Raw genomic sequence first — 15,341 nt, forward strand, 5'->3', positions numbered from 1 at the left:
GGCGCGAGCGCCGAGCGTGTTTCTGCTCCAGTAGCTTTCCCGCGGTGCACTAGCTTCTCAACTCCGCCTGGAATCACCGCTGGAGAGTCGCCCATGCCCCGAGAAGCGCCGTACCGTGCGCTGGCCGACGTGTTGCACGCCCGCGTTCTCTCGGGGGAGTGGGACGTCGGTGAACGCCTGCCCTCCCGGGCACGGCTTGCCGAGGAGTACAGGGTCGGACGCAATGTCGTGCAGCGGGCCATGGACCGGCTGATCGCCGAAGGACTGCTCGAAGGGCGCGCGGGATCGGGCACCTATGTGCGCACACCGCGCGAGCGGCTGCGGCTGGTCCGTTCGCGGCACCATGAACGCCCGGGCGGCTCACCCCGCCCCGCCGGTTCGTACGCGGGGGTATACCCCGATCTGCGCGAGCGGGGCCGGGCCGACGCCTGGGACGCGGACAGCCAGGTGCGGGTGCCCGCCCCCGAGGCCATCGCCGAGCGGCTCGGCATACGCCCCGGAGACCTCTGTGTCACCACGCGCTACGAGTTCCTCGCCGAGGGGCATCCCGTCCAGCTCTCCGAGTCCTGGGAACCGATGGCCCTCACCGGCGGAACGCCGATCGTGCTGCCCGAGACGGGCCCGCTCGCGGGGAAGGGTGTGCCCGAGCGCATGCGCTCCATCGGGGTCGTCGTCGACACCGTGGTCGAGATGCCGCGCCCGGCCCGCGCCACCCCGGCACAGGCGAACCTGCTGGGCATCAGCGCCGGAGACCTCGTGCTCCGGATAGAGCGGACCCTCCACGCCGCCGACGGCCGCCCGGTGGAAACCGCCGACATCGTCATACCGGACGCGCGTCGGGCCGTGGTGTACGAATTCGGCGTCGAGCGGTGCAACAGGTGATACCGAAGGGAACTCCCTCGCGGCCCGGTCTGCTGCGTGATCCTGATTTCGGGCGCCTTTTCGCCGCAACCGCCCTCGGACAGCTGGGCGACCGCATCGTCTTCCTGGCGCTGCCGCTGGTCGCGATCACAGCGCTGCACGCCGATGAATTACAGGTCGGACTGCTGACCGGGACGACCACGGTGGGCTCGCTCCTGATCGGACTGCCGGCCGGTGCGTGGGTGGACCGGATACGAAAGCGGCCCGTGATGATCGCCGCCGATCTGGTGCGCGCGCTGATCCTCCTGTCGATTCCGGCGGCGTGGTGGGCCCGCCTGCTCACGATCGAGTGGCTCTGCACGGCCGCCCTGCTGCATGGACTGCTGACCGTCTTCTTCGACGTCGCCTACGTCAGCTATCTCCCGCAGCTGGTGGGACGGGACAACCTGGTCGAGGGAAACGCGCGACTCTCGGCCGTCCGGTCGGTGACCGGCATCGGCGGACCGGCGGTGGCGGGGCCGCTGGTCGGCTGGGCGGGAGCCCCCGCCGCGCTGCTGGCGAGCTCGGCGGGGATGGCCGCGTCGGGGCTCCTCGCGACCGGTATCCGCAGACGGGAGGAGAGGTTGGAGGCGGTCGGGAGACGACCTCTGGCGCGGGACATCAGGGAGGGGCTGACCTTCGTCCTCGGGCAGCCGGTCCTGCGCGCGACCATCGCGGGAGACGCGATGTTCAACTTCTTCCTGGTCCTGTACCAGACGATGCTCCTGGTCTTCCTGGAGCGGACGATCGGTCTCGGTCCCCTCGGGATCGGCCTCGTCCTGTCGGGGATGGGCTGTGGCGCGCTGCTGGGTGCCCTCGTGGCCCGCGCGAGCGCACGGCGGCTCGGACAGGGGCGGGTGATCTGGCTCGCGCCGCTGGTCACTTGTCCGCCGACCGCCCTGATGCCGCACGCGCGGCCGGGCTGGAGCCTGTACGCGGCGGCTGTCGGGCTCGCGGCGCTCTCCCTGGGCGGTGTCGTCCGCGTGGTGTCCCAGTCGAGCCTCCAGCAGGCCCTCACCCCGGACCGGCTCCTGGGCCGTATGAACGCCACGGCCCGGTTCGTGTCCTGGGGCGGCGTTCCGCTGGGCGGAGTGCTGGGCGGGGTCTCCGGTGCGCTGTGGGGAGCCGGGACGACCCTGTGGATCGGCGCGACCGGCATGACACTGAGTTCTCTCGTCCTTCGCCGGGCGGGCCGGGGTGCGACCATGTGAGGTGTGCGTGCCGCGTACATCCAGGAGCTGGGTCCCGCCGACGTCATCCGGTACGGGGAGATTCCCGCGCCGGTGCCCGGTCCCACCGACGTGCTGGTGGCGGTGCGGGCCACGGCGGTCGACCCCGTCGACACCCTCGTCCGCTCGGGGCTCTTCCCGACCCATCTGACCTTCCCGTTCGTCGTCGGTCGCGACCTGGTCGGGACGGTGGCCGAGACGGGGCCCGGCGTCACCGGATTCCGGGCCGGGGACCGGGTGTGGTGCAACAGCCTCGGGCACGAGGGGCGCCAGGGCGCGGCGGCGGAGCGGGCGGTGGTGGCGGCCGACCGGCTGTACCACCTGCCCGACGGCGTCGATGCGGACACCGCGGTCGCGGTCGTCCATCCGGCGGCGACCGCCTACCTCGCGCTGTTCGTGCACGGGCGGCTGCGCGCGGGCGAGACCGTGCTGGTCGCCGGGGCCGCGGGCAACGTGGGCAGTGCCCTGGTGGCGATGGCGGCGCGGGCCGGCGCCCGGGTCCTCGCGACGGCCGGCGCGCGGGACGCGGCGTACTGCGCGGAGTCGGGCGCGGCCGAGGTCTTCGACTACCGCGATCCGGACCTGGCCGGGACGATCCGGGGCGCCGCGCCGGCGGGCGTCGACCTCTACCTGGACACGGCGGGCGTCAACGATCTGGAGACCTCCGTCGGGCTGCTCGCCCGGCGGGGTCGCGTCGTGCTGCTGGCCGGTGCCGGCACCCGGCCCGTGCTGCCCGCCGGGGCCCTGTACATGAACGACCGCTCCGTCGTCGGATTCGTCATCTCCCACGCGACCACCGGCGAGCTCGCCGAGGCCGCCAGGTACATCAACGACCTGCTCGGCCGGGGTGTCCTGCGGGCGCGCCGCACCGAAATCCTCCCGCTCGACGCGGCCGGTGCGGTGCACGCCCGGCTGGAGCGGGGCGAGCTGCACGGGCGCCGCGTGGTCCTGCGCACGGACGTCGCCCAGCGCGTAGGGATCTTCCGGTGAGCGAACCGATCTCCACCTGATAACGTCTACTCACTTGTAGACGTTCATGTTGCGTACGTCCACGAGTCATCTTTACGTCCACTCAGTGCCGCGGCACGTTCCCCGGAGCGCGCCGCACGCGCACCACGGCCCCGGAGATCCGCTCGATGACGACTTCCTCCCCGACCGCCCAGGCACTCGACGGCGCGGCCATAGACGGTGGCCTCTACACCGACGTCACCGACTTCGCCCGCCATACGCACTGGCTGAACGGGACCGCGGCCGCGTACAGCGCGTACGGCACCGGCATCTTCGCGCTGCTCCTGCTGGTCGCCTGGTGGCGGGCCCGTGGGCAGGGGAGCACCGCGATGGCCGCCGTGCTGGCCGCGCCGTTCGCCGTCGTCCTCGCCTATGTGGTGAACAGCGGGATCAAGATGGTCTTCGAGGAGCCCCGGCCGTGCCGGGCGCTGCCCCACGACTTCCTCATCGAAGCGTGCCCGGCCCCCGACGACTACGCCTTCCCCAGCAACCACACCACCGTCGCCTTCGCCTTCGCGGTGGCGCTCCTGCTCATCGGCAGGTGGCTCGGTTCCGTCGCTCTGCTCGCGGCCGTCGTGATGGGGGCCTCGCGTGTCTACGTCGGCGCCCACTATCCGCACGACGTCGCCGTGGGCGCCCTGGTCGGCAGCGTGGTCGCTCTCGTCACGGTGCTCGCGGCGCGCCGGTTCGCGCCGCCCCTGGTGGACCGGCTCCGCACCGGCGCGCTGCGCCCGCTGCTCACGGCCTAGCGGGCGCCGGGGAAGCGTTTGTGAAGGAGGGCGTGGGGTCCGTACGTAAAAGAGTGGCCGTGCGCGGGCGCCGTGTGCTTGCATTCCGGACGTCAAGAGCTCATTTCGGAGCGTTCCGGGCAGCCCCGCCCTCCCGGCGGCGGTCGGCGCTCCGCTCGTACGGACCCCACCGGGAAACGGAGCCCCCGTCCCTCATGCCGCACCACTGGACCACCCGCGCCGAGACCGGCGCCGACATCCCTGCCGTCCGCGAGATCAACCTCTCCGCGTTTCCCACCGCCGAGGAGGCCGACCTGGTGGACGCCCTGCGGGGTGATCCCGCGTGGATCGACGGGCTGTCCGTGGTCGCCGCCGGCGACAGCGGCACACCGGCCGGGTACGCCCTGCTGACCCGCTGCCACATCGGCGACGTCCCGGCGCTGTGCCTGGCACCCGTCGCCGTACGTCCCGACCGGCAGCGCACCGGCGCCGGCTCCGCCGCGGTCCAGGCCGTGCTCCGGGCCGCCCGGGAGCGGGGTGAGCGCCATGTGGTCGTCCTCGGCCACCCGGACTACTACCCGCGCTTCGGATTCACCCGCGCCTCGGCCCACGGGATCGGCCTGAGCATCGACGTCCCGGACGACGCCCTGATGGCCCTCGCCCTCGACACACGTCACCCCCTGCCCGCCGGCACCGTCCGCTACGCCGCGCCGTTCGGCATCTGAGCGGGCCAAGGCGGCTGTGTGTGGTGAGCGGAGTCAGTGGGTGGCCCCCTCGGAGACCTTCAGGTCCTGGCCCGCGGGGGTGGCGGCCGCGGTGACCAGCAATGCGCGCAGGCCGTGGGCGACCGTGGCGGGTTCCAGGGCCGGGGCGCTGCCGTCGGTGACCTGCTCCGGCGCCCATGGGACATGGACGAAACCGCCTCGGACGTGCGGGAGTTCGGTGGCGATGAGGTGGGCCAGACCGTAGGCGACGTGGTTGCACACGAACGTACCGGCGGTGTGCGAGACGGCGGCGGGCACGCCGGCCGTGCGCAGGGCGGCGACGCAGGCCTTTACAGGGAGCGACGAGAAGTAGGCGGCGGGGCCGCCCGGGACCACGGGTTCGTCGACGGGCCGGTGGCCGGCGTTGTCGGGGATGCGCGCGTCGTCGAGGTTGACGGCGACGCGTTCGACCGTCACACCGGGGCGGCCGCCCGCCTGGCCCAGGCAGACGACCAGCTCGGGGTCGGCCGCGCGGACGGTGTCGTACAGGACCGTGACGGACTCGCCGAAGACACACGGCAGTTCGGCGGCGGTGACCGTGAGCCCGGCGGGCGGCTCGGCGGCCACGAGGGAGGCCGCCTGCCAGGACGGGTTCACGCGCGCGCCGTCGAACGGGGCGAAGCCGGTGATGAGCACGCGGGTCATGGCACTTCCTCCATCGGGCGATTCGTCTGCGGTCGGCACGGCATCGGCACGGCATCGGTACGTCGTCGGCACGTCAGAACGCGAACAGCGCCATAATCACCGTGGCGCAGACCAGCAGCGGCAGCGCCGTCGGGAGCTGGGCCTTGATGGGGCCGTACTGGTCCTTCAGTTCGAGCAGGGTGGCCGGGACGATGTTGAAGTTGGCGGCCATCGGTGTGCACAGGGTCCCCGCGAAGCCGGCCAGCATGCCGACCGAGAGGACGGCCGCCTCGTTGCCGTGCATCTGCTCGACGAGGACGGGCCAGCCGATCGCCGCGGTCATCACCGGGAACGCGGCGAACGCGTTGCCCATGACCACCGTGAACAGGAACATGCCGGCGCAGTACGCCGCCACGGCAAGGTACTTGGAGTTGTCGGGCAGGATGTCGTGCACGATCCTGCCGACCTGCGTGCCGACTCCGGCCAGCGCGAAGATCGAGCCGAGCACGGCGAGGAGCTGGGGCAGCAGCAGGGCGGAGCCCATCGCCTCCAGCATGGAGCGGCCGGAGTGCAGCGGCACCGACAGCCTGCGCTCGCCGGTGACCAGCATGCCGACCACGAGGGCGACCAGACAGCCGACCCCGAGTCCGATCAGGGTGGCCTTGCCCGTCTCGAACAGCCCGGAGGTGTCGAGCACGGAAGCGCACACGATCGCGACGAGCGGGATGGTCAGCGCGGGGATGAAGATCCTGCTGCCGAGCCGGGTCGCGGAGGCCTCGCGCTCCGCAGCAGTGCTGGTGACGGGCTCGCCCTTGCCGAGGAAGTTGAACCCGGCGAGCACGATGAGGGCGAGGACGGCGACGCCGAGCGGCTCGGCGGGCAGGGTCCGACCGCCGTTGTGCGCAGTGGCGTTGGCGACTCCGGTGCCGTAGGGGAAGGTGAGTCCGAGCAGGCCCCAGAAGGCGGCGGAGGTCCACCGCCTGGGGTTGCTGCGGTCGGCGGCCATCTGCACGGCCATGACGACGAAGACGAGGCCCACCAGCCAGTAGAGCCATTCGACCTTGATCACTTGTCGGTTCCCTTCGGCAGCGGCAGATCGTGCTCGGCGTGGGCGAGGGCCATCTGGCGTTCCAACTGCCGGTCCAGGAGCAGGAGTCGGGCACCGTGGACGAGGAAGGCGCAGACGGCGAGCGGGATGGCCCACACGGCCAGCTGGGTCGGTTCGAGGTTCTGGTGGTACGTCGAGTTCACGAACCCGGTGATCAGCAGGATCGAGCCGACGGCGATGAAGCAGTCCTCGCCGAAGAAGAGGCCCACGGTGTCGGTCGACGCGGCGTAGGAACGCACCTTCTCGCGCAGGCGCTCCGGCAGTTGGGCGCCCGTCGTGCGCTCGGCGGCGGCCTCGGCCATGGGCGCGACCAGCGGTCGTACGGTCTGCGCGGGACCGCAGATGCTGGTGAGGCCGAGGGCGGCGGTGACCTGACGGACCAGCAGGTACACGGTGAGGAACCGGCCGGTGCTGAGCCCGGTGAGCCGGCCGATGAGGCGGCGGGCCTGTTCGCGCAGGCCGTAGCGCTCCAGCAGGCCGATCACGGGCAGTGCGACGGCGAAGACGGTGACCGAGCGGCTGTCGGCGAAGGACCGGCCGAAGGCCGCGAGGACCTCCGGCGGGTCCATCCCGCCGACCAGCCCGGTGAAGACACCGGCGACGCCCACCACGAGGACGGGATTGCGGCGCGTGACGAAGCCGAGGATCACCACGACCACGCCGAGGAGAACGATCATGCGGCGGCCTTCTTCGCGGGGGACGGGGCAGGACGCCCGGGTGGTGCGGATCCGGGAGGTCCGGAGCCGTGACGGATGCACGGACCCTAGGGGATCGTTCAACGATCGAACAAGGGTTGGTACCAGGACTGATTGAATCCTTGTCGGATCGTTCAACGATCGACTACGTTCCCCTCTGTGATCGACCTCAACGCGGACCTCGGAGAGGGCTTCGGCCGCTGGACCCTCACCGACGACGACGCCCTGCTCGCCGTCGTGACCAGTGCCAACGTCGCCTGCGGCTTCCACGCGGGAGACCCTTCCGTGATGCGCCGCATCTGCGACCTCGCCGCCGGGCGCGGCGTACGGATCGGCGCCCAGGTGTCCTACCGCGACCTGGCCGGTTTCGGCCGGCGCGCCATGGACGTCCCCGCGGACGAACTCGAGGCCGAGGTGGCCTACCAGATCGGGGCGCTGCGCGTCTTCGCCCGGGCCGCCGGGGCCGAGGTGGCGTACGTCAAGCCGCACGGCGCCCTCTACAACCGCACCGTGCACGACGCCGAACAGGCCGCCGCCGTGGTCGCGGGTGTCCGACTGGCCGACGGGGCGCTGCCCGTGCTCGGCCTGCCCGGGTCGCGGCTGCTCGCCGCCGCCGCGGACGCGGGCCTCACCGCCGTACCCGAGGCCTTCGCGGACCGCGCCTACACCCCCGGGGGCACGCTCGTGCCGCGCCGCGAGCCCCACGCCGTGGTCACCGACGAGGCCGAGGTGGTCCGGCGCTCGCTCGCCTTCGCCCTGGACGGCGCGGTCCAGGCCGTGGACGGGACGAGCGTCGCCGTGGCCGCCCGCTCCCTGTGCGTGCACGGCGACACCCCGGGTGCCGCCCGGATCGCGGCCCGCGTGCGCGCGGCCCTCGACGCGGCCGGGGTCGAGGTCGGGGCCTTCGCATGACCGGGAACCGGCTCCTCACCGTGCGCCCCGCCGGACGGCACGCCCTGCTCGTCGAACTCCCGGACGCCGAGCGCACCGGAGCCTTCCACGCCGAACTGCTGCGGCGCCGCGCGGCCGGCACCCTGCCCGTCGAGGAGATCGTGCCCGGTGCACGGACCGTCCTGCTCGACGGCGTGCCGCGCCCCGCGGAACTCGCCCGCCGCCTCGCCGACTGGACGGTACCCGCCCGCACCGCCGACGACGGGGAGGCCGTCGAGATCCCCGTGCGCTACGACGGCCCCGACCTCGCCCGGGTGGCCGACCTCTGGCAGGTCGGCGTCGACGAGGTCGCAGCACGGCACTCCGCCGCCACCTACCGCGTCGCCTTCTGCGGATTCGCCCCCGGCTTCGGATACCTCACCGGGCTGCCGGCCGAACTGCACGTCCCGCGCCACGACACGCCCCGCACCCGCGTCCCGGCCGGCGCGGTCGCCCTGGCCGGTCCGTACAGCGCGGTGTATCCGCGTGCCACGCCCGGCGGCTGGCAGCTGATCGGCACCATGTCCGACCCGGCCCGGCTGTGGGACCTCACCCGCGCGGAACCCGCCCTGCTCACACCGGGCACGCGCGTCCGGTTCGTCGCCGAAGGCGGCGGTACGGCGTGACCGGCACGCTCACCGTCGTACGCCCCGGCGCCCTCACCACGGTCCAGGACGCCGGCCGGCGCGGCCACGCCCACCTCGGCGTCCCCCGCTCCGGTGCCCTGGACGCCCCCGCACTGGTCCTGGCCAACCGGCTGCTCGGCAACACCCCCGACGCGGCCGCACTGGAGACCACCCTCACCGGCTGTGCCCTGCGCCCCGACCGCGCCGTGACCGTCGTGGTCGGCGGCGCGCCCTGCCCGGTGACCGTCGACGGACGGGCGGCGGCCTGGGGGGCACCCGTGCGGGTGCCCGCGGGTGCCGTCCTCGACGTGGGTGCCGTGACGGCGGGCGTGCGCTCCTACGTCGCCGTCCCCGGTGGGATCGCCGTCACGCCCGTCCTCGGCAGCCGCTCGGCCGACCTGCTCTCCGGACTGGGCCCGGACCCGCTGCGTGCCGGTGACGTCCTCCCGCTCGGCGCCGCCGTCCCGCACCCGCCCCGCACCGACCTCGCCCCCTGGCCCGCGCCGCCCGCCGAACTGACGCTCCCACTGCGGCTCGGCCCCCGCGCCGACTGGTTCACCGCCGCAGCGCTGCGCACCCTCACCTCGGCGACGTACCGCGTCTCGCAGCACAGCAACCGTATCGGCCTGCGCACCGAGGGGCCGCCGCTGGCACGCGTGCCGGGCGGTGAACTGCCCAGCGAGGGCATGGTGCTCGGCGCCGTGCAGGTGCCCCCCGACGGCCGCCCGGTGGTGTTCCTGCACGACCACCCGACCACCGGCGGCTACCCGGTCGTCGGCGTCGTCGCGGAACCCGCCCTCGCGGCGGCCGCCCAGGCCGCGGCGGGCACGCCGGTCCGCTTCGTCCCGGGCTGACGCCCGGCCCGCCGGTGCGCCGGAGCGGTCGCGACATGCCGGGGGACCGGCGCGGGGCGATTCTGGAGGCGTGGGCCGTCGAGTCCCTTCCCGCCACGCCCTGGCGGACTACGCAGCCTCGGGCCGACGGGCGGTCCGTGTGACGCTGGTCGCCGCGGCCGGGTTCTACCTCTTCCGCTACGGCCTCGACCGCCCGGTCGGAGCCACCTACGCCCTGTTCGCCGCCGTGGCCCTCGGCGGACTCGCCAGGATCCCCGGCACCGGGCGGCAGCGGGCCGCGCTGGTACTGCGGCTGCTGCCGGTGTGCTGGCTGCTGGTCGTCATCGGCACCTGGCTGTCGGTACGGACCTGGAGCGCCGTCGTCGGCATGCTCGCGGTCGGCTTCGCGCTGGCCTTCGCCGCCGTCGGCGGACCACGCCTCGCCGGAGCCGCCCCGGGCCTGCAACTCCTCTACATCCTCCCGTCGTTCCCGCCCTACGCGCCCGGCACGCTCGCCGAGCGCCTGGCCGGTACGACGACCGGGCTCGTCCTGCTCGTCGCCGCCGAGGCGCTGCTCTTCCCCGAGCCAGCCCCGCCGCCGTACCGCGAGCGGGCCGCCCACGCCGCACGCGTGGCCGCGCACTGCGCCACGCTCCTCGCCACCGCGCCCCACACCCTGACCGACACCGACGTCGGCCTGGCCCGCGAGGCCGGCCGGACGCTGCGGTCCCTGTCCGTGCCGGCGGCGGAACGCCCGGCCGGGCCGGGGGTGCGCGACCGCGCCCTCGCCCACACCGGCCTCGCCGCGCGCACCCTTCTCAGCCGCCTCGCCGACCTGCCCGGCGCGCCGGACGGGCGGCCCGGCCCCGAGGTGATCTCCGTCCTGCGCGCGGTGGCGGGGCTGGCCGCGGCGGCCGCGACCTGTCTGCACACCGGGCAGTCGCCGGTGACGCCGTACACGGAACTGGCCGCCGCACGCGCCCGCGTGGCGGCGGCCTCCGCGGCATGTGCCCCCGGTGCCGCGCCACCGGACCTTCCGCCCGCAGTGCTGCGCCGGCACGCGGCCGTGCTGGAGATCGCCGACGCCACCCTCGCTCTCGGCACGGCCGCCGATCTGGCCGTGCACGGCCGGCACGCGCCGGTGGAGACCGGGCAGAGCCGCTACTGGTACGCCAGGAGCCGGGCACCCGTGCTGTGGTGGCACCGGGTGTGCCATCACGCCGGTCGCCGGTCGGTGTTCTTCCAGAACGCGGTCCGTATCGCCCTGGCCCTGACCGCCGCCCGGCTCGTCGCCGGGGTGGACACGCTGCCCCACGGATTCTGGGCCATGCTGGCGACCCTCAGCCTCACCCGGACCACCATGGGCGAGACCTGGAGCACCATCCGCGCGGCCCTCGTGGGCACGCTCGCCGGAGCCCTGGTCACCGCCGGGGCGCTGACCCTGGCCGGCACCCACACCGCGGTCTACGCCGTCGTCCTGCCGGCCTGGATGCTGTTCGCCTTCACGGTGGGGCCGGTCAAGGGCGTCGGCTGGGCGCAGGGACTGTTCACCGTGCTCGTGGCCCTGGTATTCGCCCAACTCGCCGAACCAACCTGGCAGTTGGCGGAGGAACGGTTGCTGGACGTGCTGATCGGCAGCGCGATCGGAGCTGTCTTCGGCGTGCTCGCCTGGCCCCGCGGCGCCCATCACGAGATGCACCGCGCCGCGGCCGAACTCCTGCGCCGGGCGGCCGAGATCGTCGTCGCGACCGGTGCCACCGTGGCGGGCACCGGCGCCGCGAACGCACCGACCGGGGCACCGGGACACCGCTCGCTGCAACGCGCGATCGTCCTCGCCGAGTCCGCCTACGCCCAGTTCCAGTGCGAACAGGCGCCCTTCGGCGGGCCACAGGGCGGGACCGTACCGCGCCATGTGGACTGGCAGGCCACGCTGATGGCCGGCCACCACACCCTGTGGGGCTCCGAACGCCTGCTGGAACCCCCGCTCACCGCACTCGGACCCGCGCCGGCCGAGTCCGTCAGCGGGCTCGGCGACCGGGTGGCCGCGCGGATGCTGCTCGTCTCGGCGGCCCTGGACCCCGGCGGCGACACCCCGGCCGGACCGGTGCCGCGGATCGAACCGGCACCCGCCGCACTCGCCGCCGAACCGCCCGGCGCGCCGCGCCTGTACTACGCCACCGTGTCCTGGCTGGCGTCGCTGACGACCGACCTGACCCGCATCGCACGCGAATGACCCGCCCCGAACAGGCCCTTGGTGGTGCCGCCGGGCCGAGCCTGATAGGCATGGCCTGTGCGATTCGAGAGGGTACCCATGCCGGCGGGCGTCGAGGCGCGCCCCCGGGACGCCCGCGGATATCCCGTGCCCGCGATCACTCCGTGGGAGAACGACGAGCCGCAGTTCGCCCTGACCGACTACGACCGCAGCGCCGCGTGCGCCCGCGGGCGGCGGTGCTCCGTGTGCGACCGCCCCATGCCGCACGGGCCGGTGTGGCGCGTGGTGGGGAGCGCGGAGAGCGCGGCGATCGGCGCGGCGCTGGCCGCCGGGCGGCCCTACCGCAATCTCGCCCCGACCCTCGAAGGGCCGGGGCACCGTGCCTGCATGCTGTACGCCTCGATGGTGTGCCCGTATCTGGCCCGGCCGGGCGCCCGGCGCGGGCTGTCGGCGGCCGACCCGGACGAGATGACCGAGCACGTGGTGCGCGGCGCCGCCCGGGGCACGACGGGCGCGGTGGTGGGCTTCGCCGAGTACGAGTACGCCGTCACGCGCGGCCGGGTGCTGTTCCGCTTCCTCGACGTCGTGGAGTTCCTGCCGCACGACACCGCCGACACACACCTGGAGGAGCTGCGGGCCGAACTGGCCCGGTCGGCGACGTGACCCGCACCGCGCGCCCCGGACCCGCCCGGCCCGCCGCGTCGGCCGCCGTCAGGGGCGGTACGCCGCCAGGCCCGCCGTCGACGTGACCCTGGCCGGGCGGCCCGTGCCGTCGGCCGGCAGGGTCACCGTGCCCGACGGGGTGCGCACCGCCAGGGTCCTGCCGTCGGGGGACCAGGCCGGCTCGGTGTAGTCGGTGGTCGCGTGCGGGGTGAGGTCCTTGACGCGGTTGCCGTGCATGAAGTCCTCGACGAGGACGTGGTCGTGGCCGGCGACCGAGCGCACGAACACGACCTCTTCCTCGTTCGGGGACAGCGCGGGCTGCGCGCCCCTGGTGAGCTTGCCGCCCTGCTGGCGCAGGTAGTCGTCACGGATGTAGACCGCGCCGGTGTCGACGTTGGAGTAGACCGACGTGCCGTAGTGCCCGGCCGCGTCGGGCCAGACGTTGCCGGTCTGCGGGAGCGCCCCGCCCGGGCCCGGGTCGCCGTTCAGGGACAGCGCCTTCGGCGTGCCGTGGACGGCCTTGGCGGAGACGTACTTCAGGCGCGAGACGCCCTTGTCGCGGGCCGCGAAGATGAGGTTGTCCTTGGCGGGGATGCCGTTCTGCGCGTCCTTCGCGGCCACCTGCCAGGTCGGGTGGGACCAGTTCTGGTTGCCGGGGTTCTTCGCGACGACCACCCGGCCACTGCCGTCCGGACGGGCGATGTCGAGATTCCCGGAGCCGTCGATGAACGCGGCGTGGGCGCCGTCCGGGGACCAGGCGAGGTCCCGGACGGGTACACCGAAGTTCACCCGGTGACCGCCGATCAGCACGTACGCGGTGCCGTTGCTGACGGTCAGGGTCCCGTGCGCGGACCCGGTGGCGGCCGATGCGGCTCCGGAGGCGCCCAGCAGCGCCGTGCCGGTGACGGAGGCGGCCACGGCGATGGCGGCGGTGATGAGGCGGGTTCGGTCGGTCATGGCTGAATCCCCCAGAAATAAGGACGGGTACGACAGAGGCTGACAGGCTTCGATCTTCGGACGGTCCGCTCGGTGTCACAGGTCCGTAACAGCGCCCCAGGGCGGGTGGTTGACTGGGCCGCATGGACTTCACTTCGGCCTCGACGCCCGGTACGGCACCGCCGCTCGACCCCGAACTGGGCGCGGCGATCGCCGCGTTGGGGCAGGCGGCGAGGGAGCCGTTCACCCCGGAGAACCTGGCTGCGCGGCAGGCGCGGGACGCCGCGAACCGGCCCCGGCCGACGGTCCGGGACCTTGCGGACGGCGGCCGTTTCGAGGTGGCGGAGCTACGGGTGCCGGGAGCGCCCGGCGCACCGGACGTCACGCTCGTGAGCGCACGGCCCGCCGGGCTCACGGGCCCGCTGCCGCTGCTGTACTACCTGCACGGCGGCGGCATGATCATGGGCAACGCCTGGTCCGTGCTTCCGCAGGTGCTGCGCGCATGGGCGCTCCCGCTGCGGCTGGCCGTCCTCTCGGTCGAGTACCGGCTGGCGCCGCACACCCGGTATCCGGGACCGCTGGACGACTGCTACGCCGGGTTCGTGTGGGCGGCCGGGCACGCGGACGTACTCGGCATCGACGCCGACCGCGTCGTCATCGGCGGAAAGAGCGCCGGTGGCGGACTGGCCGCGGCGCTCGCCCTGCTCACCCGGGACCGCGGCGGCCCCGCCCCGATCGGGCAACTCCTCGTCTGCCCCATGCTGGACGACCGCAACGACACGTTCTCCAGCCACCAGATGGCCGGCGTCGACCTCTGGGACCGGACCTCCAACGCGACGGCCTGGCAGGCCCTGTTGGGCGACCGGTGCGGCGCCGCGGACCTGCCGCCGTACGCGGCGCCCGCCCGCGCCACCGACCTGTCACGACTGCCCCCGGCCTACATCGAGGTCGGTGCCGCCGAGACGTTCCGGGACGAGGGCGTGGCCTACGCGCAGGCCCTCTGGCAGGCCGGGGGCCAGGCCGAACTGCACGTATGGCCCGGCGCGTGCCACGGGTTCGACACCTTCGCACCCCGGGCGGCCCTCAGCCGAGACGCGCGCGAGGCCCGCACACGCTGGCTCCGGCGGGTCCTGGAGCAGTCCACGGCCGAGGCGCCGGAGGCCGATTGACAGGAGGGGGGAACCGAAGGCCGGTCCGCGGACGTCTCCCGAACGATCAAGCCTGAGGAGTGCACACGGTGCCGATCTACATCAGCGTGGACATGGAAGGCGTCACCGGACTCGTGGACGCCCATGACGTCCAGCCCGGCGGCCGGGACTACGAGCGCGGCCGGCGGATGATGGCCGAGGACGTCAACGCCGCCGTACGGGGCGCCGTCGCGGCCGGGGCCACCGACATCCTCGTCAACGACGCGCACGGCCCCATGCGCAACATCCACCCCGAGGACCTGGACCCGGCGGCCCGCCTGATCCGGGGCAAGCCCAAGCAGATGAGCATGCTCGAAGGCCTCACGCCCGAGCACGACGCCATGGTCTGCGTCGGCTATCACGCACGGGCCGGCGCGCTCGGCGTGCTGAGCCACAGCTTCATGGGGCACGAGATCGAGGACATCTGGCTGGACGGGAGGCCGGTGGGCGAGATCGGGCTCGCCCATGCCACCGCGGCGGCCCTCGGCGTTCCCACGGTGGTCCTCACCGGCGACGACCGCGCCTGCGCGGAGACCGCCGAGTGGGACCCGGAGGTCACCACGGTGCCGGTGAAGTACGCCCGCGACCGCTTCGCGGCCGAGCTGCGTCCCGCCGAGGAGGCACGCGCGGCGATCCAGGAGGCGGTCACCGCGAGACTCTCCGCGCCGTTGCCCACACCGGCGGTGACGGCCGACCCGGCGACACTCAGGGTTCGTTGGCAGTCGGCCTCCGTGGCCGCGACCCTGCCGGGAATTCCGGGAGTCGTCTCGACGGACTCCCGCACCGTCGAGGCACGCGGCCCGCTGCCCGGTCTCTACCGGCAGTTCGTCGTGTGGATGCGGGTGGCGGCGTCCCTGACCAACCAGCCGCCGTACTGCTGAGCCGGCCGGAGCGACCG

Annotated in this window: 16 protein-coding genes; 12 read left to right on the plus strand and 4 right to left on the minus strand. The window is 73.9% G+C overall.

The window, feature by feature from the left end:
* Positions 1-93: 93 nt before the first annotated feature.
* From BIV25_RS06295 to BIV25_RS06315, 5 genes are all read left to right on the plus strand, one after another.
* Positions 94-882: a GntR family transcriptional regulator gene (locus BIV25_RS06295; protein ID WP_071371154.1), complete on the plus strand. Its 789-nt coding sequence runs from the start codon at positions 94-96 to the stop codon at positions 880-882.
* Positions 870-2,111 (plus strand): MFS transporter, encoded by a 1,242-nt coding sequence (locus BIV25_RS06300; RefSeq protein ID WP_256255627.1) that lies wholly within the window; start codon positions 870-872, stop codon positions 2,109-2,111. Before BIV25_RS06295 ends, BIV25_RS06300 begins: the two co-directional genes overlap by 13 nt.
* Before the next feature lie 3 nt (positions 2,112-2,114).
* Complete coding sequence (locus tag BIV25_RS06305; RefSeq protein ID WP_071371155.1) at positions 2,115-3,119, plus strand: NADPH:quinone reductase; 1,005 nt, start codon at positions 2,115-2,117, stop codon at positions 3,117-3,119.
* A gap of 146 nt (positions 3,120-3,265) precedes the next feature.
* The gene (locus BIV25_RS06310) at positions 3,266-3,886 is read left to right on the plus strand and encodes a phosphatase PAP2 family protein (RefSeq protein WP_071371156.1); all 621 of its coding nucleotides are present in this window, start codon (positions 3,266-3,268) and stop codon (positions 3,884-3,886) included.
* A gap of 194 nt (positions 3,887-4,080) precedes the next feature.
* Positions 4,081-4,590 carry a GNAT family N-acetyltransferase gene (locus BIV25_RS06315; protein ID WP_071371157.1) on the plus strand — a complete coding sequence of 170 codons (510 nt, stop codon included), beginning with the start codon at positions 4,081-4,083 and terminating at the stop codon, positions 4,588-4,590.
* Positions 4,591-4,623: 33 nt separating this feature from the next.
* On the opposite strand, the gene pcp is transcribed toward BIV25_RS06315, so the two are convergent.
* From pcp to BIV25_RS06330, 3 genes are all read right to left on the minus strand, one after another.
* Positions 4,624-5,274: a pyroglutamyl-peptidase I gene (gene pcp, locus BIV25_RS06320; protein WP_071371158.1), complete on the minus strand. Its 651-nt coding sequence runs from the start codon at positions 5,272-5,274 to the stop codon at positions 4,624-4,626.
* Between the two features lie 73 nt (positions 5,275-5,347).
* Entirely contained in the window at positions 5,348-6,322 is a 975-nt protein-coding gene (locus BIV25_RS06325) for a DUF979 domain-containing protein (RefSeq protein WP_071371159.1), read from the minus strand.
* Positions 6,319-7,038 carry a DUF969 domain-containing protein gene (locus BIV25_RS06330; protein WP_071371160.1) on the minus strand — a complete coding sequence of 240 codons (720 nt, stop codon included), beginning with the start codon at positions 7,036-7,038 and terminating at the stop codon, positions 6,319-6,321. Before BIV25_RS06330 ends, BIV25_RS06325 begins: the two co-directional genes overlap by 4 nt.
* Before the next feature lie 177 nt (positions 7,039-7,215).
* Here BIV25_RS06330 and BIV25_RS06335 point away from each other — a divergent pair, with 177 nt between their 5' ends.
* The 5 genes from BIV25_RS06335 (at position 7,216) to BIV25_RS06355 (ending at position 12,320) form a co-directional block, all read left to right on the plus strand.
* Positions 7,216-7,968, plus strand: coding sequence for a LamB/YcsF family protein (locus tag BIV25_RS06335; RefSeq protein WP_071371161.1), 753 nt, complete (start codon positions 7,216-7,218; stop codon positions 7,966-7,968).
* A complete protein-coding gene (locus BIV25_RS06340) occupies positions 7,965-8,612 on the plus strand; it encodes an allophanate hydrolase subunit 1 (RefSeq protein WP_071371162.1) in 648 nt (215 codons plus the stop codon). Before BIV25_RS06335 ends, BIV25_RS06340 begins: the two co-directional genes overlap by 4 nt.
* Entirely contained in the window at positions 8,609-9,466 is an 858-nt protein-coding gene (locus BIV25_RS06345) for a biotin-dependent carboxyltransferase family protein (protein ID WP_071371163.1), read from the plus strand. The genes BIV25_RS06340 and BIV25_RS06345 overlap by 4 nt, the downstream gene beginning before the upstream one ends.
* Positions 9,467-9,536: 70 nt before the next feature.
* Positions 9,537-11,678 (plus strand): FUSC family protein, encoded by a 2,142-nt coding sequence (locus BIV25_RS06350; protein ID WP_256255631.1) that lies wholly within the window; start codon positions 9,537-9,539, stop codon positions 11,676-11,678.
* A gap of 57 nt (positions 11,679-11,735) precedes the next feature.
* Positions 11,736-12,320 (plus strand): hypothetical protein, encoded by a 585-nt coding sequence (locus BIV25_RS06355; protein ID WP_256255632.1) that lies wholly within the window; start codon positions 11,736-11,738, stop codon positions 12,318-12,320.
* Between the two features lie 48 nt (positions 12,321-12,368).
* Here BIV25_RS06355 and BIV25_RS06360 read toward each other — a convergent pair whose 3' ends face one another.
* Entirely contained in the window at positions 12,369-13,277 is a 909-nt protein-coding gene (locus BIV25_RS06360; RefSeq protein WP_071371165.1) for a PD40 domain-containing protein, read from the minus strand.
* 122 nt (positions 13,278-13,399) lie between these two features.
* Here BIV25_RS06360 and BIV25_RS06365 point away from each other — a divergent pair, with 122 nt between their 5' ends.
* Together BIV25_RS06365 and BIV25_RS06370 are read left to right on the plus strand one after the other, a co-directional pair.
* The gene (locus BIV25_RS06365; RefSeq protein ID WP_071371166.1) at positions 13,400-14,425 is read left to right on the plus strand and encodes an alpha/beta hydrolase; all 1,026 of its coding nucleotides are present in this window, start codon (positions 13,400-13,402) and stop codon (positions 14,423-14,425) included.
* 68 nt (positions 14,426-14,493) lie between these two features.
* A complete protein-coding gene (locus BIV25_RS06370; protein ID WP_071371363.1) occupies positions 14,494-15,324 on the plus strand; it encodes a M55 family metallopeptidase in 831 nt (276 codons plus the stop codon).
* The last annotated feature ends 17 nt before the right edge of the window (positions 15,325-15,341 follow it).

Origin of the sequence: Streptomyces sp. MUSC 14, from assembly GCF_001866675.1 — a bacterium.
Lineage (GTDB): Bacteria > Actinomycetota > Actinomycetes > Streptomycetales > Streptomycetaceae > Streptomyces.

What these genes read in the sequence shown, in the direction of transcription:
- BIV25_RS06330 (WP_071371160.1), bottom strand. Translation starts at nt 7,038, where the DNA reads ATGATCGTTCTCCTCGGCGTGGTCGTGGTGATCCTCGGCTTCGTCACG.
- BIV25_RS06340 (WP_071371162.1), top strand. Translation starts at nt 7,965, where the DNA reads ATGACCGGGAACCGGCTCCTCACCGTGCGCCCCGCCGGACGGCACGCC.
- BIV25_RS06360 (WP_071371165.1), bottom strand. Translation starts at nt 13,277, where the DNA reads ATGACCGACCGAACCCGCCTCATCACCGCCGCCATCGCCGTGGCCGCC.
- pcp (WP_071371158.1), bottom strand. Translation starts at nt 5,274, where the DNA reads ATGACCCGCGTGCTCATCACCGGCTTCGCCCCGTTCGACGGCGCGCGC.
- BIV25_RS06295 (WP_071371154.1), top strand. Translation starts at nt 94, where the DNA reads ATGCCCCGAGAAGCGCCGTACCGTGCGCTGGCCGACGTGTTGCACGCC.
- BIV25_RS06365 (WP_071371166.1), top strand. Translation starts at nt 13,400, where the DNA reads ATGGACTTCACTTCGGCCTCGACGCCCGGTACGGCACCGCCGCTCGAC.
- BIV25_RS06315 (WP_071371157.1), top strand. Translation starts at nt 4,081, where the DNA reads ATGCCGCACCACTGGACCACCCGCGCCGAGACCGGCGCCGACATCCCT.
- BIV25_RS06310 (WP_071371156.1), top strand. Translation starts at nt 3,266, where the DNA reads ATGACGACTTCCTCCCCGACCGCCCAGGCACTCGACGGCGCGGCCATA.